The organism is Citrifermentans bemidjiense Bem (assembly GCF_000020725.1).
GTDB classification, from domain to species: Bacteria; Desulfobacterota; Desulfuromonadia; order Geobacterales; family Geobacteraceae; genus Geomonas; species Geomonas bemidjiensis.
On sequence record NC_011146.1, the window covers coordinates 3,727,837 to 3,748,711 of the forward strand.

Below are 20,875 nucleotides of genomic sequence, written 5' to 3' on the forward strand. Positions count from 1 at the left end.
TAGGCTGAGGATATGCAGAAGGTCTCAGTCGCTGCGGCAGATGAAACGGCGGCAGATCTCCGGCCGCAGGTCATAAATGCCGCACCTGTTGCCGACAAGAAACTCGCAGCCGTTCTCGATAATCAACTTGTGTGGGCCGTGAATGGAAAAATGGAGGCGAGTCGCACCCATGCTCTCAAGAAGCTGGTATTCCTCCCAGGAGAGGTCGACATTGGGAAAGGAGCGGCAACACAAGGCAGCACAGACGCCGCAGCAGGAAGGATCATCCAGCGGTTTGTCCAGCAGCAGTCCGTGCCTTTTGTCTTTGACTCGACTGTGAAAAAGCATCGTCATGCCCCCCATTGTGCAGAAGCAACAACAAAACCCGACGTGGCAGAGTCAGAAGTACTGAAATCCTACTGCCGTATACACAATGCTGTCAAGATGCGGGTTGTAACAGCCAGCATTCACAGGTAGTATGGCCATCCGAGCACACCGGCTTGCGCGACGGAGATTAGTTGTATATATTCACTTGGCAGTGCAGCAAAGATCAAGTTTCAGCGTCGCGACGAAGGAGGCCGCTGCGTTGGAACTGCAGATAAGGAGGCAGCTATGAAAGTAGAGATGGATAAGAAACAGATTTTGGAGTTCATTAACGCAAATCCCATTTTCCACATGGCGACCGTCGACGGCGACACCCCTCACGTGCGTGGGATGCTTTTGTTCAGGGCCGACGACGAAGGCATCGTCTTCAATACCGGCAAGATCAAGGACCTATACCGGCAGCTGGGCGTAAACCCCAAAGTTGAAATGTGTTTCACCAACGGGATCTTCGAAAACCTGATCCAAGTGAGGGTGACCGGAATAGTCGAGGCGCTGGAGGACCTGGAACTGAAGAAGGAGATAGTGCAAAAGCGCGATTTCCTGAAGCCGTGGATAGACAAGGTGGGGTACGAGCAGTTGGCCGTGTACAGGTTGAGAAACGGCGTGGCGACCGTCTGGACCATGGCCACCAACACCGAGCCCAAAGAGTTCATCCAGCTGTAGATAAAAGAGCACTCAGGAACGAAATGGCCGCCCTGGAGCGGCCTTTTTTTTAACTACCACCCTGTTTCCCTACCTCATACCGCAGTTCAACCATGCCGGTCCCCATCTGGCGAACGGAGGAAAGGCGCAGGATCGGGCTCAGGACACGGCGCGGAAACAACTGCTTGCCTTTGCCCAGCGTAACCGAGCCAATCTGGATAATGAGTTCGTCCAGAAGCCCTGCATCATAGAACTGACCCGCCAAGTCCCCGCCCCCGACAATCCAGATGTTCTTTGCCCTTGCGGCCAGACGCATATCGTTGTGAACCTGGCATACGTCGCCTTTCACGAACCTGATATCTGCACCTTCAATTGCCGAGAGTGCGCGACTGGTAAATACCCATACAGGCTGGGTGTACGGCCAAGGAGAACCGGTCTCGGCAGCGACCTTGGCTGCATTGCGGACCATCCACTCGTAGGTGGCCGATCCCATTGCCAGTGCGCCAACCTCAGCAACGAATTCCGGGTAGCTGGACTCCTCCAGGTTCCCAAGAGAAAAGAGCCACTCCAACGAGTCGTCCTCTGTCGCGATAAATCCATCCAGACTCGATGCGGTGTAGTACTGGGTCTTCATAACTTCCATCACCTCTCGTGCCGGCTCTCATCGTCGCCGCCCTTAACCCCACTTCGGACCCTACATCACGTTCATAGATTAATTTTATGTCATTGAAGTTGCAACCAGTGCCAGGGTCAGAACGACCATAACCAATACTGTAGCCCAGGATATGACGTTGTAGAATTTCGAGTTGGTATATTCTCCCATCAGGCTCTTGCTGTTTATGAGAATCAGCATGAATATCAGAACGAACGGCAACATCACGCCGTTAACCACCTGAGAGATGAGCATGATGGCCACTAATGGGGCGTTTGGGAACAGAATGATCAGGGCACCGATAGCGATTAGTCCAGTGTAAAGCCACATGAATTGCGGTGCTGTCTTGAAATTATGGTCAATGCCGGATTCCCACCCCATCCCTTCGCAAACATAATAGGCAGTAGCAAGCGGCAGAATTGAGGCGGCAAACAGAGAGGCATTTGCCAGACCGATGGCAAACATCACCGATGCATATTTCCCAGCCAGCGGTTCAAGGGCTTTTGCCGCATCAGCAGCATCATTGATGGTTATGCCGTGGGCATAGAGGGTTGCACCACAGGCGACAATGATGAAAAACGCCACCACATCAGTGATAATGCAGCCGACTACGACATCGAGACGACTTGCTTTGTACTGCTCTATCTTGATGTTCTTTTCCACCACTGCCGATTGCAGATAGAACTGCATCCATGGCGCAATAGTTGTTCCAACCACCCCGATAATCATCATCAGATAGGACGGTTTCATGGAGAAGGTCGGCTTGACTGTTTCCGTCAACACCTGTGCCCATGGTGGAGCAGCCAGAACTGCCGAAACGATGTAGGTGACAAAGATGGTACAGGAGAAGAGGAATATCTTCTCTACAATCCTGTAGGTACCTTTCACTACCAGCCACCAGACCAAGAAAGCACCTATCGGCACTGAGATGTACTTGCTGACCCCGAATATCTCCATGCTTGCCGCCCATCCGGCAAACTCCGCAACCGTATTCCCCAAATCAGCAAGCAGCAGGCAAATCATCAGATAAAAGGTGGTCTTTACGCCGAACCGCTCCCGTATCAGGTCGGCAAGGGTCTTACCCGTAACCACTCCCATTCGGGCAACCATCTCCTGAACAACCACCAGGGCAACGGTAATCGGAATCAACGTCCAGAGCAGCGAATAGCCGAACTGCGCCCCGGCAACAGAATAAGTAGTAATCCCGCCTGCATCATTATCTACGTTTGCCGTGATTATCCCCGGCCCGAGTACTGCGAGAAACATCAGGATGTTTTTTTTGTTGAGCTTCATATCTATTCTCCATTCCTATGCCTGAAATACGGTCTTGCCTTTTATTCGCAAGTTGCCACTCTTACGAGGGGTACCGTCTCCGCTTCAGGGCATAGGGGAGAAACAGCTCAACTACATCGTCTATGGTAATAATACCAGCCATCGTCCTGTCATCCTCAAGTACCGGAACGGCAACAAGGTTGTATTTAGCCAGCAACTCCAGCACATCTTCCGGCTCGGCATCGACAGTGACCGTCTTGAGCTGTTCGGTCATAAGTTCGGATACTGGAAGGTCGGGATTGCTGATAAGCAGGTCTCTGAAGTTTACAACTCCGACCAGTTTTTCTTGGGCATCGAGAACGTAGGCATAATAAAGCATTTCAATTTCTTCCGCCTGCCGCCGCAATTCTTCCATAGCCTGTGCCACGGTGGTTTCAGCGGATATGGCAATGAACTCGCTGGTCATGAGACCGCCAGCCGTATCGTCCTCATGCTCCATCAGTTCCTGGATTTCATCTGCCTCTTCCTTGTCCATCAATCCCAGCAGTTCCTGCGCCATCTCTTCCGGCAAGTCGCCCAGCACATCGGCAGCTTCATCAGGCGGCATCTCTTCGAGGATGTCAGAAGCCTGTTCACTGTCCAATTGGCTGATTATCTGGGTGCGAAGTTCCGGCTCCAGTTCATGAATGGCTTCCCCTGCTGTTTCATAGTCAAGATTGTTCAGCAGGTTTTGAATGGACGCTCTCGGGATAGAAGATATGATACCGGCGATGTCAGCCGGATGCATTTCCGCCAACTGCTCACGGGCCTTGGAGAGGGTGAGTCCGGCAGTGTTTATTTCCAGAGCATTGACAAACTGCCAGCCGATTTCCTTCTGCGGAATCTCTTTCTGCACAAGAGACCAGACCTTCTCGTAACCAAGCCTTCTCAAAAGACCTCTGAAACCTATATCGACCGAGAAGATGCATAACATTTTCCCGTATGGTGCAAGTTTCACGTCATTAACCCTGACGACCTTGGCACCATTCACATCCACTATCTGCTTGTCGAGTACATCACGGGCCAAAAGAATCGCGTCGGATTGCCGTTCATAGAGGGGCATCTTTTCAATTGCTCCGGCAATTGATACGACAATCGGGTTGAACAGGAGTACCGAGTGCCAGGAAGCAATATGGATTTTCTTCCCCTTTTTTATCAGGAGTCCGGTAACGACCGGCAGCCCTTCACCAGGAACAATGGCAATATCCCATAATTTCCCGACCGACTTACCAGCCGGGTTGATGACCTGCTTGTTCAGCACTGAGCTGACATACAACTCCGTTGTAATCTGCATGCGACACCCCGATACACAGACCAAAGCCCGTGCGAATCTAATCAAGACCATACCAAAATCCACGCGCATGCAGGAGCATGCCCTGGAAAAAGGACAGCGATGAATTGTGTGTAATGGAGGGAATGGCAGAGGTTGCCTGATATTCCCCGTTATGGCCAACGTTCGCGTGTCAGCAAAGGCCATAACAGAGCGGAGGTGTATGGATTAATGCCGGAACGAACGATATTGATTGCCTAAGATACAACTATGACTGCCCAATTGAGATAACCATCACCTTTCGTTTCGGCATGGGTACAACGAAAAAAGGCCACGGGGAACCGTGGCCTGGATACATATCATGCCGTGGTTCCCCACTCGTAGGTTTTCAGCAGTGCACAACGTAGGTCAGGAAGAACCAGCTACCTTAGGTCAAGCCTTAATCCGGCAAGCCCTGGTCTACCCATTGGCGTCTTTCGACGTTTTTGGGCAGTAGCCTCTGTTTGTGCAAACGCCTCATGCTAACGAGGAACAGTTTTAGATACTTCCGACAGCATTTAATGTCAATGTTTTTGAAAGCTGTGGAAATTATAACTTGTTTAACACATCTGAACATCTGTGACATCGACTCTACCTGCCTTTCATCCTCTCGGAACGCCATGCCCTCCCCTGCTCGGTCAGCCGGTATTTCTGAAGTCGACTATTCGGCTTGTCAGGTATGGTCATCTCGATCCAGCCATCCGCCAATGCGGGCACTAGATAAAGTTGACGGAAGGATTCCCTGTGCTTCAGCCCTAGCGCGTTTTGAATGCTATCACGAGACATTTCTCCAACGAGTACCTCAAGCAAGCGTGCTATCTGCGGTGTGACTTGCGCGGTGACTTGGGGGGTCTGAGATTCGGCGATGGCCTGTTGCACCATTCCCAGCATAAACTCGACAAAGACTGCCGAATCGCCTTGCTTCGTGCTCTCACTCAGTGCGGCGTAATACTCCTGTTGGTGTTGGTGAACCAGGCTTTCAACGGGTATTTCTGCGAAGACAGGGTTCCATCTGGAAAGGATGAGGGGGCGAGGGAGCAGAGCCGCCAGGATTCCGGCCTGCTTTGCGTGCGGCTTGTTGGCTGTTACCCAGAGAGTCCTGTTGATATCATCAATCATGCCGTAGCCTTACCCAATAAGATCGCCCCAATTTACCCAAGACAAAGGCAACGGTCAATTTATCTAATGAAGTCAGTGAGAATTGGGCGTGTACGGGTCGAATCGGTCCCATTTTTTTTAAATATGTCGTTTTCCAATTCAAATATGTCATATTTTTTCCAAATGTGTCATTTTTGGGTCCAAATACGTCACATTTTTTTCAAATGCGTCATTTTTGAATTCAAATACGTCACATTCTTTCTAAATGTGACGTATTTGAATTCAAATCCGTCATTTTCTGGTTCGAATATGACATATTCCCACCCAATCCATTATTGCCCGGGGTCGGGCGTGTGAAGGATTTTGTGTAAATGCCCTATCGGCTACATAAGGGCGCGAAGGCAGAAGACCCCAGAATCGGTGACACGGTGGGCACAGGTAGACGAAACGCGTGCGGCGAATGCAATTTTGCCGGGGAAAACATATCGGCAGCAGACGGCAAAAAAGGGCCACGCTTTCGCGTGGCCCTTTACTATTGGTCTTCAATATTCAGTTTTTCCCGTGGTGCCGGAGCCGGGGTCGAATACGCCAGGTAACATTCTGAATTTAAACGCTAAACCCAAAGACGGTTTTTTAACATACCCCTAAAAATACCCCCACCAAAAAAAACTTCACTGCTCGAAGACTCAAAAACATGCGATTTGATTCCCAGGGGGGGTAGGCTCTAACTTGGGTCGCCCCGATCAAAGAAGCAAAGCTTATCGGATCTTCAATCCTGCATCAGCCGCTCTTCGGGCGATTTCCACAGCCGAAGCAGTTGCAACGGATCCACGTTCCCAAGGAGTTGACGAGCCAGCTCCAGCCGCTCAATAATACAGGCTCTTTCTTCTTGATCAAGATCAGAAGCCAAACACTCGATCTCCTCAAAGAATTTCAGGATACCATTCGCCTCACTCCATCCCCTAATCACTCGTAGCAGATTGTCCCTGCTCTCCTTTATGGACTGAACACGCTGGCGCTCAGCTTCCACCTTCGCCCTTTCGAGCTTCTCTGCTTCCCAGTGGATCTCAAGCTCCCTGCGCCTCTGCCTCTCGATTTCGGCCCTTTTCTCTGCCTCCCCAAGGAGCTTCACGATAGTTACGGTCTCTGCCTCAACTTCTTTTACAGTTCCTTTCAGCTTTCCAGGAAAATCTCCATTTTTTGACTCCCGCCACTGTCGTTGCCAACCGGCGCCGGGATATGGTGAATAAAACTGAATGCAAAGCCTGCCAGTCGGCATTTCGCGAACAGATTTCCAGCCGTACCCCCTCTGCACCCTCTTCGATTGCCGCAGGGTGAGATCAGAGACCTTAACGTACGTATCGTCGAGGTGTACGACCTCAACTTCTTCGGTCATTTCAAATATGGTAAGCCCTACAGCTACTTTGCCGATAAAAACCACGGTTGGTCGAGTAGGACTCCACAAATCCGAGTAATGCCGCTCCCTACCCCCTTTTTCTCGTTCATCCACGGCGGCACGCCACATATATGGTCCTGGTGGCTTTAGCATAACTCGATGCCCGCGCTCCTCGAAAAGCAGGTAAAGCTCGTTGGCAATTTCTATCGCGCGATCAATGCTGTGCTTAGATACAACTATGTCGGGGGAAATCCGCTTGGTCGGTTTTATGAATTCCGTGAAGAATGACTCTCGCCCATCCTTCAACTGCTTTTGGACGCCCTCAAGTAACGGGTGAAGCTTCGGAAGTTCGCTGCGGTTGCGGCGGACCACCTTCACTTGATGAGTTTGCAGAACTATGGGAGCCCGCCTCCCCTCGCCATACTGCACCCACTCAATCAACGCCCCGGTTTCAGGTACCGGCAGTGACGGGCGCTTCGGCATCTTGTGCCCGGCAGCCAGCTTTGCCCAGTATCCTCTATCCGGGCGCGGAACATTGAGGGAGGTACAGACACGGGCCATGAAGCTGGAGGAGACACCATACCGCTTCGCCACCGTCGTCATTGGCTCGGCCCAAACCTCGTCGTAAAGCAATTCCCGGCTAACTGTGGGTCTTTCGCTACTCACCTGTCGATATCCTCTGGACAAGAAGGAGTTAAAGCTAACTGCCAACCTCATCTTGAAAGGGATGCGTATTCCGCGGCAAGTAGGCCGCCCATTCGGATCGAAATCGGCCACCCATTCCGATGATTCCGCCCCCCCTGAGACCTCACTATTTAGAGGAGTCTGCAAAGGTAACAACATCTTGTTCGCCAAGGAAAAGGCGACCCGGAAACAGCTCTTCCAAGCGATTCACGATCTTATAAATCCCCTGAACTAGCTGTGGCACATAGCAGTCAGGAGGCATGCTTGCACCTTGCAGGGGACATGGCCCGTAACATCTGAGCCCCTTCCGAACCCCTTGATTTAATCCCAGGGGGAACGCGATTTAACTGGGTTTCTTGTAATTTTCTTCCCAGTGGGAAATGATATCCGAAATGTTGCGATGAAGAGCTTTAGCGGTAATTATGAGTTGATACACGCAAAAACCAAAATAGACCATGGAGGCATCAGTAAAAACCTTAAACACTGTAGGTTTCAAAACATTAGCATCTGACAACAGTTTAAAGCCGCCCACTCTAAAAAGCTCAAGGACATAATCAACGCTAATAGTTTTCGATACAGCTAAGGCAGCTTCAGTCTTTGGAAAAAAAGCAACAACCACAAACATAATAGTTGACCATAAACACATATACGTTGCTGTACCAAGGCTAGTGTCAATCTGCTTTAACGGGTCATACAGCTCTTTTGTATAAGCCCCATCTTTTTTTAATTTTTCTACATACTGTCGATATTCCGGGCTACCGTATACTACCTCGTTGAGTTTAAATGTGATGAATGTTCTAGCAGTGAAAACAAATCCAGTTAATGCTAGGAGACCGGAGAAAATAGAATCAAGGCTGAGTCTCAGATTTGAAAAGGTTGAAAATTTGGTGGATACAATGCAAACACAAACAAGAGCCCAATATACAAAATGTTTGTTTTTAGTATCCAAAAAAGTCATTGTCTAACCCGCTGGTCTAAAAAGTATTCTATTGTCTAAGGCATTCAGCATGTCTCGAATGATTTGATGGTCAGCAATATTTTCGAGTTCGAATGTACCAATGTCGTCATACTTGCAATCAAGGAAGTTTTCAAGAGAATTTTCAAAGTCAATACTGAAGGGGCTACCATCATTGTGAAGTCCGATAACGCTGCCATTGTAAACTGTTCTGCCTGACGCAAGTTGATGCAAGGTATCTGATCTACGATCCCGAAGCCATCCTCTTATGCCAGCATCAACACGAACAGCGTCAAAACGATAAACCCGATGGACTGACTTCAGTACGTTACTGACCGGCCTGTCGGCTGGATCTTCGACATCGTACGTTGTCATCCTGAGTTCAGACATTGTACCAAGTCGCTCAACAAGATCATTAAAAGATCCAGGGGTATACAAGGGAGAGTGCATACACCTCCCACGCAAGGAAAACGCCTCAGCGACCGCCTTGGCCGCGCGCCCCTCTAATCCATTTAACGTTTCCGCCTTTTTCAACTGAACGAAATTCTGGTAGCTGGCCCAAAGGTCACTCAAGAACTGTTGGAAACGATACGATCCCAGATAGTGAGAAAAGAGCCCCTTGTTGCTATCCATGCGCATCGCGAAAAAATTCATCTCAATGGGTGGATTGCCAGCTGTTGAGATGGCCTCAATAATCACCCGTCCATTTTCTCTGCGAACGAAATGCTGGAACTCTGTATTTCTCGCCGAAAGGAAGATGCCGTAAAAATGGGTCGCGGTCAGGTCGCAGAAAATGCGCCTTCTAATTTCGACATCACCTTCCCGGACAATGAACGGCCATTGGACACCGGCTCCGGTTTGTTTGATCCAGCGGAAGAAATCAGGAAAGGCAGCGGCAGGTGCTTCCACGGCCCTGCCAAAATAAAAGGCCGATCCTCTTACGGTTAAAGCCATCAGGAAAAGCTCCTATTTTCGTATTGCTCAGCACCCCATTTGAGGCTGGTATGTGGGGTAGAAAGAGGTTCCCTGCAACAGCCCCCCCTGGAGTTATTAGGACTTCGTTGGTTTAATCTGGATAACGGGTTTTAACATGGGGAAGGGAAAAAGGCAATGTAATCCACCAGCAGAGGAACCGTCTCGGCAAGACCTTTCCATTTGACAGACCGCATCTCTCTTTCAGAGTGCGAGCTGTCAAGCTCCCAAAACGTGGACCTCCCCAAAGTCATCTCGATAGAGAGCGGTCATAACGTAAAGAGGATTCTCGGGAATTTTGAAGTCTACCGGCCAGTTCTGCTTTTCAGCCATCTGTGCCAATTCAAGTTCGATAAATTGGTACACTTCTTCAAACAGCTGAGTTGCTGGATTATCTAGTTCCGAGAATTGGGCTATACCCGGACGCGCTCTATCCACAAAATCGGTTACGTATCGATCAGGAACAGGACGATGAACAGCCAAGGGATAATCCGTACCCGCAAGGTGTCTCAACAACGAGGTCTTTTCTTCATCGCTTCCCTCGGCGATGTATGCCCGACCGGCAAGAGCAGAGATAAACTGTTGATTTTCATCTACGTAGTACCAAAGGTTGACGATGATTTCTGGATTGGTCATTGATACCCTCCATTTTGAAGGAAAGTGAGCCCCACCGCTTCGTTGTCCTCTATGGCAATCTCCACGGCCCACTTGGCTCGCGCCAGCAGAGCATGGGCCTGTTTGCGTGCGGCGTGTGAATCGCGTACAAGCTTTGCAACCTCTTCAGCTACATCCGATGACGGTTGAACAAAAGGCAGTTTCAAAATATCTGGTACAGAAATAGCCGGGTACATTGAAGCCGTAGTGTGCAAGTCCATCAATTCAGCGATAACCGGCAGGCGTAGATAGACCAGCAAAAGTTCAGAGAACGCACGATAGGGTTCGAGCACTGCAAATCCGGACGAGCAGACAAAACCATCCTGTTCCGGGTAGATGACGGCACTCAGGCGTCTAATTGGGCGGACGGTGGAGGTAATGACATCTCCACTACGAACATGCCAAGTGGCGCGGTCCGGCGTCTCGTCGGCGGGAACGCTGGAACTATTGACTTCGCCGCTGGCCGTAACACCGCCGATTTCGATGTACTCGAAGGTTTCATGCCGGGATGGAATGAAATATTCTTTGCGAAGACGCGCCACATCGCCGACGCTCAGGTTATCTCGGCTGAGAATTTGTATCAGGGTTTGCACCCGTGGACTGAAATATTGAGAATCCAGCCGTCCAGCGGTTAATGTTTCGCTGGCATTGCGCTCATATGTCAGCGGCTCCGGCGGCGTCCAGTCTTCAAGACCGAGAGTGCGGAGAAGGATTTCCTCGGCCTGACGGTAGAGATTGAAGCTGTTATCGAGCGCGTTTTTTGCCTTTTCAACGGCCCTTTCTACAGCGATCTCCAACTTACCCAAAAAACGGGGGATGCGTAGTTGATCCATATCCTCCAGCAGCAACCCCATTTGCACGGCTCCCCGCTTGAGACGATGGATTTGATCTTGCCCGTATCTAGACTTGAGGAAAACAGCCAAGTAACCCGGTTTAACCGTTTGAGGACGTAGTATTGCTAGCTTACAACTACAAGTTGCATCTGACTCAGAGCTGACAAGGCTTAACTCCCCAATGGTGCCAACAATGGATAGCAGCACATCACCCTTGTGCAGGTGAGACCGCAACATGTGCGACACCGAAAAGGCTTTCTGCGGAATAAAGACCGGCTGTGACTGCTCAATATAAAAATGCCCGGTGACGTCTTGCCCTCGATAATACGGGATTCCTTCTTCCTGGAACTCTTCACTGATACTGAAATGGTTTCCGTCTGAGATGTCGGCTACGCGATCTAGTGCTTCTGTATGGATTTGGTCCAGACGCTTTGCAGCATCAATACGCGATTTGCTGAAATACTCTGCATCGACTCGCAGAGTACGCTCCAGCTCAGAGAAACGTATCACTACTGCCTCCAGCCCCTCCAGCAAGCCCCGGTAACGGGCCTCGTCAAAGGGGCTTAGGGAAAAAAATTCAACTCCTCCTTCTTGGCGAATTCGATGAACGCCTCAGCTACACCATTTTGCGTGAGTCCCTCGTGATTGAACAGGTCATGCTGCACAATCCAATGGCCGTGGGTATCCCGGACAAGTTCCTTGGATTCAATCGGCATGACCATATTCATGGGTTTTTCAACATTCGCCAGACCGCCGTACTGCTCTTCAATTTCCTCCAGGCTCATTCGTTTCTTCTTGCCGTTCACCCGGAACTGATAAACCGTAGCTGCTTTGATGCTGCCATACCTCTTCAGGAAATCATCGTGGTCGTATTTTACGAGCTTACTTTCTCCGTTAGGGTTGCCTTCCTCGAAAATCGAAACGACCGGCTTGGTTACGTAGATCTTGTCACCGGAGGAATCCTTGGACGGCAGCTTCTGCGTAGCAAAGAAGATATTATAATCATCCACCCTAGGGCAAAGGAGCCCCGCTGTAGGGTCTTCGTTCCATTTTTGCACGAACAGCACACTCGTTTTGATGCCCGTGTGAGGCTTGAAGGTATTGGGATGGAGGCCAACCACCGCGAGAATCCGGCAATGTTCGGCGATGTAGCGTCGTATCCGCTTGTCACCGGCGTTATTGAATCGTCCTTGGGGGAGGACTATCGCCATTCGACCGCCGGGGCGGAGAAAGTCAAGGTTACGCTCTATAAAGAGAAGATCACGACCGACTTTAGACTCTGCCTTGCCGTTCTCCTTGTGTCCCATTTCGTAGAGAGAAAGCATGTCGCTCTGCTTGATGTCACCTGCAAAAGGGGGATTGGCCATTAGGAGATCAAAGCCAAAGGCGCGGTAATCCTTCCCTTTCGGATCGATCAACAGCTTGCGGAGCTTCTTCCATCCCTGGTTATAAGTATCGTTCCAATTTTCCTCTTTGACGGTTTCATCCCACTTCTTCCAATCAAGGGTATTGAGGTGCATGACGTTTGTCTGACCATCGCCAGCTATGAGATTGAGGCAGCGGGCAACACGGACGCTCTTCTCGTCAAAATCGATGGCGAAGACCTTTTCTCGCACGTAATCGTAACAAGCTTCCGGCTTGCGCTCCATCGTGAATAGGTGGGAAGCAGCAAGCCCTTCACGGTCAAGGATGTCGCGCCAGACTTTAAAAATGGCGTGCATTGTGAATCCAGCAGACCCGCAGGCGGTATCGATCATACTTTCATCAACCTGCGGGTTCAGCATCTTCACACACATATCAATAACCCAACGAGGAGTGAAATATTGCCCTTTCTCACCCTTTGATGACTTACTGACCAGATATTCAAATGCCTCGTCGATGACATCGAGGTTGGAATTGAAAAGTTTGTATTTTTCTAACGAGCCTATGCAGACCTGTAAATGGTCAGCGGTTAAGCGGAGTCGGTCTCCGGGAGGGAATACCCCTTCCCATCTGTCGCAAGCCTCCTCAAAGAGAGCCTGGATTCGATCACGCAATTCACTGGCAGTATTGGTGTTGCGGAAGCGAAGGTACTTGTGCCGCCCAGAGTAGACCGTAAGCTCGTCGTACAGCTTTGTGAAGATCAGCTTAAAAACCTCTTCGAATACGTCAACTCCGGCGTTTGCCAAAACCTCGTCTTCCATATCCAGAATAAGGTCGCGCAAAGAACGGGTATGGTGGAGGTCCTGCTCCCTTTGCTGTTCGAATAACAGAAGGGTCTTGATGTTCCATGGGGTTTCAGCCACCTCCTCGATAGTTTGGGAGGCGGATGGAATCTCAGGAATTTCGACGAAGTAATTCGGATTTTTGCGATGCCAGAAAGTCACAAGAGAGCCGTCAGACCACAAGGCTAGCGGGGCACCCGTCGCATGGCAATAGGATTTAAGTTGCTCTTTCCCCTCCTTCAACTTTGTCTTCTTCACTTCGACAATGAGATATGGAACTGTTGGCCGGTCCTTGTCAAAGACCACAATGTCTGCACGTTTGCTTGTGTCACGGCCAAATGTGATAGGGTACTCGACTGTGACTCGGGACACCGGATAGTTATAGTTATGAATTAGCCGGTACAACCAAAGCTGGCGAACGATCTCTTCCGGTTTAGCCTGTTTCTCCTTCCCTAAGACCAAGCATTTGATATACGCCTTTCCATTCTTGTCGAAGACGCCTCCCTCTATGGTAGAAATATCCTCCTGGCTAAAAAGGGTGAGGCTTAATGCCGCCTTCTCGTCTCGAAAAATTGAAGCTAATGTGTGAATAGTTAAGGCCGACACAACATCTCCCTATTGCCGGTGTTTTTGGCGCATCCCTCCGACAAAATGGGGAGGGATGCGTTCCAGCACCGTTATTGGTCATCAACGCCACAACTTAGCACCTATATGTGGCAAAACGACTAGACCTTAGCACATATGGAGGGTTTTCCGCCAGAGATAAGGCACATATAATTCCCACCATGAAAAACCCGGTAGCGATTAGACAACTTTTAGGGGATAACGTTCGGACGCTAAGAAAAGTGAGGGGTTGGAGCCAAGAAGAATTAGGGGAGCATGCCGATTTAAGCTATAAGTTCGTAGGGGAGATTGAAAGGGGAACCGGGAATCCGAGCCTGGATTCCCTGGTTGGCATTGCGAACGCACTGACCGTACCTATTGCTGAGCTTTTCCTACATCGGGGCCTTCTGGTGCTGAGTGACACAGATGTCGCCGATGTCGAGACCTCTATGGCTGTGCTGAACAGGGTACTTGGAAACGCCAGAGCAGACATTCCGCAACGGCAAAAAGCGTGATAGCCCCCTATTCCCCCCCAGGTTTAAACGAATCCTGATCACGCAGAACCTCCTTCAGGGCAACAACCTCCTCCCTGCGCTGAGGGACAAATTTGTCCCTCTGTTCAGCGACCTGACGTAACGCCGCCTGGTACTTTTCCTCCAGTTCTTCATCGGAGATCGGAGGAGACTCCTCTTCATGGTTGCCAAGATCTGGCTTTGTAAGCATTATCTCCAACACCTTTGGGAGCGGCTTGCCTTCCCTAGCTATCCTCAGAGCCGCCATCTCAACAGTGCAGCTCCCGGCAATGACTTCGTCAATCACCTCTCTTACTATGGGAGCGTTCTCTCCTATGGCCCCTCTACCCTCTATGTACCCCCGGTCCTTTAGGAGCGTCTTAGCCAGGAAGATGAGGGCAGTGGTGTCCTTCTCGATGACGGCTCTACTGTGCAGTGCGGATTCAATAGCATCCAGCCTGGACTCGGTCAGTTCCTCAAAGTCTGTCTTGAACTTGGAATCGTCAGTGAGCCAGTTATAAAATGTTCTCCGGCCAATGCCTGCGGCTTTGCAAGCCTCGGATATGTTGAACGTCGAACTCTCCCCGTAAGCACATAGAAACTTTCTTTGCCTTGGAGCAGCCCCTCCCTTTTTTACCTTATCATGTGCCATCTTGTGCCTCCCGTTGGTCAAGTTCAGTTTTGGCATCAGTTTCAGTTCAGTTTTGGCATTGGTACAGGAACTTTGGGATTCTCACAGATGCCATTTTTGCACCTACAGAGTAAATCTGGCCATGCTGGCCACGGCCACTTTTGAACGCATTTCTATATATAGCCATTCCTTACGCCAGTTCTGAGGGGTAGCGTGGCACTGCCTCAAAATCTGGCTGGCCGTACCGCTGCCACCGATAAGACGGCCTGAACTTGTTATACGATTTGCAGAAACCGCGTAGACCGCCATACCCGGCCATTTCAATAAAGCCTTTCTCTATTAGCTCATCAATCACGCGGGCAAAAGTTCTCTTGGCAAACCCGAGCCTAACCGCCTCTTCATAAGAAAACTCGAAGTCGCCTGCAATGTTGTGATCGCCACGTTTTCCATAAAGGACGACTTTGAATTTCCTACCATACTTACCATAAAAGTAAGGAAGTGCCTTCGCTGCGGAAGGAGGCAAGTCTATGTACGCCATAGAGTTCAGCACCTCCCAGGTCATCGCCACGAACGGCGGCAATTTCGGATTGTCTTTTGACCGTTTGGCTCTACTCATGAGCTACTCGCCGTGGTGGTTGTTGGAGGGGCTTTCGATGAAGGCTCGGATATCTTCCGCCCTCCAGGCTGTAATTCTCGGACCAAGGTGGCGCACCGGGGCGGGATACCTTCCAGATTTAACCCCCGCCCACCAAGTTGACTTGCTCACAGGGATGATGGCAGGTATCGGCGGATTTGCCTTGGGATTGCCAAGGATCTGGGAAAGCCGGACATAGCCGGTTTTGGGGAGAGACATAACGGACCTCCTTGCATTTCGTTGGATTGCTTGGTCCGTTATAGTTTTGTCTGAGGCTGGTGTAACCCTAATAAAAAGAGATATAAATATTTTAGGGAGGGGGACTAGCGAAGATCATTTTAGGTCAGAAGAGAAGAAGAACATCATTTTGTCGCCGCGACGCTTTCGCTGCTCATTTTCCTGCAACTGGGCTTCTATGCCCCACTGTCTCACTTGCTCCAGGGTCAATGATCCTTCACCAGTTTGCGCACCTGCAAAAACATTTCTGTTAGAGTAATAAATTGCCTCGATGGCCTTGAAGCCCATATCACAGCCAATGATATTTTCGACAATGGCAATGGCTTCCGTCACCGTCTTACCCTCCAGAACCAATTCCATGACTTTGAGGGTAATCAATTCATCACGATAATAGGTCAGTTTGTTCTTGGCACCCCTCTTTTTGTGCAGCCGTCCTGCAAGATGTTCCGCAAGGCAATTCCAGGTTGCGGTGTCGAAATAACCGATCCTTTCGGATTGAAGAAGAGAAACAACATCGTCAAAATAACCAGCAGCTATCTGCCTCCTAATGCTGGCATTGATGCCTGCGAGCCGAGTCGTTCCGGCCTCCGATTCAGGATCGAGGGGACACTCCCCTTCGAAAGTCTTGATAATCAGCGAGCACAGTCCTTTTTCTTCCATCGAATCACCCGGCCTTACTGGCTGACATTTCGTTGAAACGGAAGCACCTTTGCGCCGGTTTTAAGGCCATCAAGGAAATCAGCCCAAGTTTGCATCATCTTTTGCCGCTCAGCGAGATGGCTGGTACGGTTGTAAGCACGCCCCAAAGGATCTTTCACGGCATGAGCTAGCTGATGTTCGATGAAGTCCGGCCTAACATGCAGCACCTCATCAAGGATGGTCCGCGCCATTGCACGGAAGCCATGGCCGGTGATCTCCGACTTTTCAAAGCCCATCCGTCGAAGAGCTGCGTTGACTGCGTTCTCACTCATACAGCGAAGCGGAGAACGGTGACATGGGAATACGTACGTCCCTGATCCAGTCAAAGGGTGGAGTTCCTTCAGGATGTCGACGGCTTGCGTGGAAAGCGGCACAAGGTGGGCAACTTTCATTTTCATGCGTTCCGCAGGGATCTCCCACCTCGCAGCTTCCAGATCGATCTCTGACCATTCAGCATGCCGTAATTCACCAGGTCGAACGAAAGTGAGAGCGGCTAACTTCAAGGCACATTTGACTACGAAAGATCCTTCAAACCCGTCAATTGCCCGTAAGAGCGGTGCAACAGCTTTCGGATCGGTCAGCGCTGCAAAGTGATTGTTCTTGACCGGCGGCAGCGCCCCCTTAAGGTCAGCAACAGGGTCACGTTCGGCGCGACCGGTCGCGACGGCATATCGGAATACTTGGCTGCAAGCAATTCGCACCCGATGGGCGGTCTCAAGAGTCCGCATCTCTATCCGACGCAAAACCGCCAACAATTCAGGAGCTTTGATCTCGCCAACCGGACGTGTACCAAGCCATGGGAAAACATCGAGTTCCAGGCGTCTCAGGATCTGCTCAGCATGCTTTTCCGACCATTGCGATTTGAAGCGGCCATGCCACTCCTGCGTAACCGCCTGAAAGGTGTTTTCAGCTTCAGCAGTCTTAGCTGCCTTCTGTGCCTTCTTTACCTCACCAGGATCATGCCCATTGGCAATGAGCTTCCTGGCTGCGTCTTTCCGTTCCCTAGCCTCTGAAAGGGAGATTTCGGGATATGTGCCTAGCGCCAGGACTTTTTCTTTCCCGGCAATCCGATACTTTAACCGCCAACATTTTCCACCTTGCGGTGTGACCAGCAGATACATGCCGTCGCCATCGGATAGCTTTGCCTGCTTCTCTCCAGGTTTTGCATTTCGCACCTTAACATCAGTCAGAGCCATGGTTTCGCCTCCAGCTGGGGGTATACAGAAAGACAAGGGGGTATCATAGCCACAGAAATACCCCCAATACCCCCGGATGTCAATACCCCAAATCACACCACATCGGACGCTAGAAACAGAAAAGGCCCTGATTTCTCAGAGCCTCTTGGACTGCTTAATATTCGATTAAAGCCTTACGTGGTGCCCGGAGCCGGGGTCGAACCGGCACGTCCTTTCAGACGAGGGATTTTAAGTCCCTTGCGTCTACCAATTCCGCCATCCGGGCCGATCCGGTCTTCTTTTGCTACAGGTTGTTCACCCGCTCCCTAAGATCCTTGCCGGTCTTGAAAAACGGGGTCTTCTTGGACGGGATGCTGACGATCTCGCCGCTCTTCGGGTTCCTTGCCTCGCGCGGCTCGCGATCCCTGATGGTGAAACTCCCAAAACCGCGGATCTCTACCTTGTCTCCATTGGTGAGCGCCTCGCTCATGGCGTCGAACACCATGGAAACGACGGCTTCGGAGTCCTTGCGGGTCAGCACGCCACGTACTTCAACCAGCTTGTCGATCAGTTCGCTCTTTGTCATTTGCATACCTCAATTACTATTAAATTAATCAGTCGGCGAAGTGACTGGTTCTATTCCTCGGTGTTCTTCTTCAGCTTCTCTTTCAGCAGGTCGCCGAAGCTGGAGGTGGCCTCACCCTGGCTACCCATGTAGGAGGCCATCTCTGCCTTCTCCATGGCGGTCTGCAGCGCCTTGATGGAAAGGGCGATCTTCTTCTCGACCATGTCCACGTTCAGCACTACTGCCTCAAGCTCATCGCCCACGTTGGCGAAGTCTTTCGGGGAGGCGACCTTCTCGTAGGAGATCTCGGAAACGTGGATCAGGCCTTCGATCCCTTCTTCGATCTCGACGAAGATACCGAAGTCGGTCACGGAGGTGACGCGCCCTTTGACCTTGGAACCCGGACGGTACTTCCTGGGGATCTCTTCCCACGGATCGGCTGCCAGCTGCTTGATGCCCAGGGAGAGACGCTCGTTCTCGACGTCGATGTTGAGAACGACTGCCTGCACGGTCTGCCCTTTGGCGAACATCTCGCCCGGGTGCTTCACGCGGCGGGTCCAGGAGATGTCGGAGACATGCACCAGGCCGTCGATGCCGTCTTCGATGCCGATGAAGACGCCGAAGTCGGTGATGTTCTTGATCTGACCTTCGATCTTGGTGCCTACCGGGTAACGCTCCCCGATCACGGTCCAGGGGTTGATCTCGGTCTGCTTGAGCCCCAGGGAGATCCTGCGGTTGCCCGGATCGACGCCCAGGATGACTGCTTCGACTTCCTCTCCGACCTTGAGGATCTCGGACGGGTGACGCACCCTCCTGGTCCAGGACATTTCGGAAACGTGCACCAGACCTTCGATGCCGTCTTCCAGGGAGATGAACGCGCCGTAGTCGGTCAGGCTCACGACTTTGCCGCTCACCCTCTCGCCTTCCTTGTAGCGATCGCCGACGTTGAGCCAGGGATCGGGCACGGTCTGCTTGAGGCCGAGGGAGATCTTCCCTTTCTCGCGGTCGTACTTGAGAACCATCACGTTCAGGGTGTCGCCCACTTTGACCATCTCGGAGGGGTGGCCGAGGCGGCCCCAGGACATGTCGGTTACGTGCAGCAGGCCGTCTACACCGCCCAGGTCGACGAACGCGCCGTACTCGGCGATGTTCTTGACCACGCCGTTGACGATGTCGCCTTCCTTCAGGGTCGCCAGGGTCTCGGTCCTTGCCTTGTCGCGCTCTTCTTCGAGCAGCACGCGACGGGAAAGAACCAGGTTGCCGCGCTTCCTGTTCAGTTTCAGGATCCTGAACTGGTAGGTCTGGCCGACGAAGCGATCCATGTTGCCGCCGGGACGGAGGTCAACCTGGGACGCCGGAAGGAATGCCTCGACGCCGACGTCGACGGTCATGCCGCCCTTCACCTTGCCGGTGATCTTGCCTTCGATAACGCCACCCTCGCCGGCTGCGGCGATGGTCTCCCAGGCAACCTGGGAATCGGCTTTCTTCTTCGAGAGGACCATGTGGCCGCGGATGTTCTCGCCGCGCTCGAAGTAAACGTTTACTTCGTCACCGACCTTGACGTTGAGTTCGCCGTTCTCGTCGATGAACTCGCCGATGCGGATAGCGCCTTCGGACTTGTAACCGACGTCCACGAGCACCACGTCCTGCTCGATCTGGACCACGACGGCCTTAACTACCTCGCCGCTCTGCGGCTGCCTCAGACTGTCCTGGAAAAGGTCGGCAAACTCGCCACCCATTTCGGCCTGATCCAGCTCCTCGTCATTATCGTGTAACCGCCTGATAGGCATATCTTTTTTCTTGAACGTCCTTTTTTCGTCACCCATTGAAACGTGTACCCCCTCGTGTAATCTCCATATAAAATCGGGCTAATTTAGCACATCGTCGAGAAAAATCAACTTATTTTATCTTTATCTATCGCCGAAATACGATCGATCACTTCATCGATAATCCATTTCGGCGTGGAGGCGCCGGCCGTGACTCCGACCTTCTTCACCCCCTTGAACCACTGCTCGTCGATCTGGCTGGCGGTCTCGACGTGGTGGGTGCGGGGCAAAAGCTCCAGGCAGATCTGGGCGAGCCTCATGGTGTTGGCGGAATTGAAGCCGCCGATCACCACCATGCAGTCCACCGCGCCGGCAAGTTTCTTGGCCTCCTCCTGCCTGACCGCCGTGGCGTCGCAGATGGTGTTGTAGACCCGGGCCTCCCCTCCCCTGGCAAGGCAGGCGGCGACGACTTCGTGCAGATGCTCGAACGACTGAGTAGTCTGGGCCACGACGCCGATCTTCGACATGCGCGGGAGGCGCTCCACGTCTTTATGGGAGCTGACCACGTACACCCTCCCGGCAGCGTAGGAGACGATTCCCTGCACCTCGGGGTGCACCGCGTCCCCCACCACCACGATGTCGTACCCTTCTTTGGATAGAGTCGCCACATGCTCCTGCGCTTTCTTGACGAAGGGGCAGGTGGCGTCGACCACCTCGAGGTTGGCACGAACTGCGGCTTCCAGTTCCTCGGCTGCGACGCCGTGGGAACGGATGATGATGGTGCCCCCGGTCTCCACCTCGCTCACGTTATCGACCGGTATCACGCCCATCTCCTCAAGCCTTTGCACTACCTGCGGCGAGTGGATGATAGGCCCGAGCGTGTAGGTTTCGCTCCCGATGTTGGCTGCTTGGAATGCCAGTTGCGTAGCCCTTTTGACGCCGAAGCAAAACCCGGCGTGCTTGGCCAATATCACTTGCAT

General features: G+C 51.7%; 21 protein-coding genes, 1 tRNA gene and 1 riboswitch. Of the genes, 4 read left to right on the top strand and 18 right to left on the bottom strand.

The annotated features are described in order from the left end of the window. Positions 1 to 12: 12 nt before the first annotated feature. Positions 13 to 456, top strand: a complete 444-nt coding sequence (locus tag GBEM_RS22200; protein ID WP_041262828.1) for a hypothetical protein — start codon at positions 13 to 15, stop codon at positions 454 to 456. Positions 457 to 591: 135 nt separating this feature from the next. Next, the gene (locus tag GBEM_RS16140; RefSeq protein ID WP_012531666.1) at positions 592 to 1,026 is read left to right on the top strand and encodes a pyridoxamine 5'-phosphate oxidase family protein; all 435 of its coding nucleotides are present in this window, start codon (positions 592 to 594) and stop codon (positions 1,024 to 1,026) included. Positions 1,027 to 1,075: 49 nt separating this feature from the next. Here the strand turns inward: GBEM_RS16140 and GBEM_RS16145 are convergent, their stop codons facing one another. From GBEM_RS16145 to GBEM_RS16190, 10 genes are all read right to left on the bottom strand, one after another. Continuing rightward, positions 1,076 to 1,648 (bottom strand): dihydrofolate reductase family protein, encoded by a 573-nt coding sequence (locus tag GBEM_RS16145; protein ID WP_201764284.1) that lies wholly within the window; start codon positions 1,646 to 1,648, stop codon positions 1,076 to 1,078. Between the two features lie 75 nt (positions 1,649 to 1,723). Beyond that, a complete protein-coding gene (locus tag GBEM_RS16150) occupies positions 1,724 to 2,950 on the bottom strand; it encodes an Nramp family divalent metal transporter (RefSeq protein WP_012531668.1) in 1,227 nt (408 codons plus the stop codon). Between the two features lie 61 nt (positions 2,951 to 3,011). Continuing rightward, positions 3,012 to 4,262: a magnesium transporter gene (locus GBEM_RS16155; protein WP_012531669.1), complete on the bottom strand. Its 1,251-nt coding sequence runs from the start codon at positions 4,260 to 4,262 to the stop codon at positions 3,012 to 3,014. Between the two features lie 342 nt (positions 4,263 to 4,604). Then, positions 4,605 to 4,774: riboswitch (M-box (ykoK) riboswitch) on the bottom strand. A 94-nt stretch (positions 4,775 to 4,868) separates the two neighbouring features. Further along, positions 4,869 to 5,396, bottom strand: a complete 528-nt coding sequence (locus tag GBEM_RS16165) for a Fic family protein (protein ID WP_012531670.1) — start codon at positions 5,394 to 5,396, stop codon at positions 4,869 to 4,871. Between the two features lie 748 nt (positions 5,397 to 6,144). Then, positions 6,145 to 7,437, bottom strand: coding sequence for a hypothetical protein (locus tag GBEM_RS16170; protein ID WP_012531671.1), 1,293 nt, complete (start codon positions 7,435 to 7,437; stop codon positions 6,145 to 6,147). A 361-nt stretch (positions 7,438 to 7,798) separates the two neighbouring features. Continuing rightward, positions 7,799 to 8,413: a hypothetical protein gene (locus GBEM_RS21325; protein ID WP_012531672.1), complete on the bottom strand. Its 615-nt coding sequence runs from the start codon at positions 8,411 to 8,413 to the stop codon at positions 7,799 to 7,801. A gap of 3 nt (positions 8,414 to 8,416) precedes the next feature. Continuing rightward, positions 8,417 to 9,364: a hypothetical protein gene (locus GBEM_RS16175; RefSeq protein ID WP_012531673.1), complete on the bottom strand. Its 948-nt coding sequence runs from the start codon at positions 9,362 to 9,364 to the stop codon at positions 8,417 to 8,419. Positions 9,365 to 9,601: 237 nt separating this feature from the next. Beyond that, complete coding sequence (locus GBEM_RS16180) at positions 9,602 to 10,018, bottom strand: hypothetical protein (RefSeq protein WP_012531674.1); 417 nt, start codon at positions 10,016 to 10,018, stop codon at positions 9,602 to 9,604. Further along, entirely contained in the window at positions 10,015 to 11,379 is a 1,365-nt protein-coding gene (locus tag GBEM_RS16185) for a restriction endonuclease subunit S domain-containing protein (protein WP_041262830.1), read from the bottom strand. The genes GBEM_RS16180 and GBEM_RS16185 overlap by 4 nt, the downstream gene beginning before the upstream one ends. A 53-nt stretch (positions 11,380 to 11,432) precedes the next feature. Continuing rightward, on the bottom strand, positions 11,433 to 13,679 hold the full coding sequence (locus tag GBEM_RS16190) for an N-6 DNA methylase (protein WP_049762689.1): 2,247 nt from the start codon (positions 13,677 to 13,679) through the stop codon (positions 11,433 to 11,435). 179 nt (positions 13,680 to 13,858) lie between these two features. Between GBEM_RS16190 and GBEM_RS22120 the strand changes: the two genes are divergently transcribed. After that, positions 13,859 to 14,191, top strand: coding sequence for a helix-turn-helix domain-containing protein (locus tag GBEM_RS22120; RefSeq protein WP_012531676.1), 333 nt, complete (start codon positions 13,859 to 13,861; stop codon positions 14,189 to 14,191). Between the two features lie 7 nt (positions 14,192 to 14,198). Here GBEM_RS22120 and GBEM_RS16200 read toward each other — a convergent pair whose 3' ends face one another. Further along, the gene (locus GBEM_RS16200) at positions 14,199 to 14,840 is read right to left on the bottom strand and encodes a hypothetical protein (RefSeq protein WP_012531677.1); all 642 of its coding nucleotides are present in this window, start codon (positions 14,838 to 14,840) and stop codon (positions 14,199 to 14,201) included. A gap of 169 nt (positions 14,841 to 15,009) precedes the next feature. Beyond that, positions 15,010 to 15,357, bottom strand: a complete 348-nt coding sequence (locus GBEM_RS16205; RefSeq protein WP_226373880.1) for an immunoglobulin domain-containing family protein — start codon at positions 15,355 to 15,357, stop codon at positions 15,010 to 15,012. On the opposite strand from GBEM_RS16205, the gene GBEM_RS22205 reads away from it, so the two are divergent. Continuing rightward, positions 15,347 to 15,652 (top strand): hypothetical protein, encoded by a 306-nt coding sequence (locus GBEM_RS22205; RefSeq protein WP_041262833.1) that lies wholly within the window; start codon positions 15,347 to 15,349, stop codon positions 15,650 to 15,652. The two genes, GBEM_RS16205 and GBEM_RS22205, sit on opposite strands and share 11 nt — an antisense overlap. A gap of 134 nt (positions 15,653 to 15,786) precedes the next feature. Here GBEM_RS22205 and GBEM_RS16215 read toward each other — a convergent pair whose 3' ends face one another. From GBEM_RS16215 to GBEM_RS16240, 6 genes are all read right to left on the bottom strand, one after another. After that, complete coding sequence (locus GBEM_RS16215) at positions 15,787 to 16,350, bottom strand: hypothetical protein (RefSeq protein WP_012531680.1); 564 nt, start codon at positions 16,348 to 16,350, stop codon at positions 15,787 to 15,789. 14 nt (positions 16,351 to 16,364) lie between these two features. Beyond that, entirely contained in the window at positions 16,365 to 17,585 is a 1,221-nt protein-coding gene (locus GBEM_RS16220) for a tyrosine-type recombinase/integrase (RefSeq protein WP_012531681.1), read from the bottom strand. A gap of 178 nt (positions 17,586 to 17,763) precedes the next feature. Further along, positions 17,764 to 17,850: transfer RNA gene (locus GBEM_RS16225), tRNA-Leu, on the bottom strand. Between the two features lie 18 nt (positions 17,851 to 17,868). After that, positions 17,869 to 18,150: an integration host factor subunit beta gene (locus GBEM_RS16230; protein WP_012531682.1), complete on the bottom strand. Its 282-nt coding sequence runs from the start codon at positions 18,148 to 18,150 to the stop codon at positions 17,869 to 17,871. Between the two features lie 50 nt (positions 18,151 to 18,200). Next, positions 18,201 to 19,955 carry a 30S ribosomal protein S1 gene (locus GBEM_RS16235; protein ID WP_012531683.1) on the bottom strand — a complete coding sequence of 585 codons (1,755 nt, stop codon included), beginning with the start codon at positions 19,953 to 19,955 and terminating at the stop codon, positions 18,201 to 18,203. 68 nt (positions 19,956 to 20,023) lie between these two features. Further along, positions 20,024 to 20,875: a 4-hydroxy-3-methylbut-2-enyl diphosphate reductase gene (locus GBEM_RS16240; RefSeq protein ID WP_012531684.1), complete on the bottom strand. Its 852-nt coding sequence runs from the start codon at positions 20,873 to 20,875 to the stop codon at positions 20,024 to 20,026.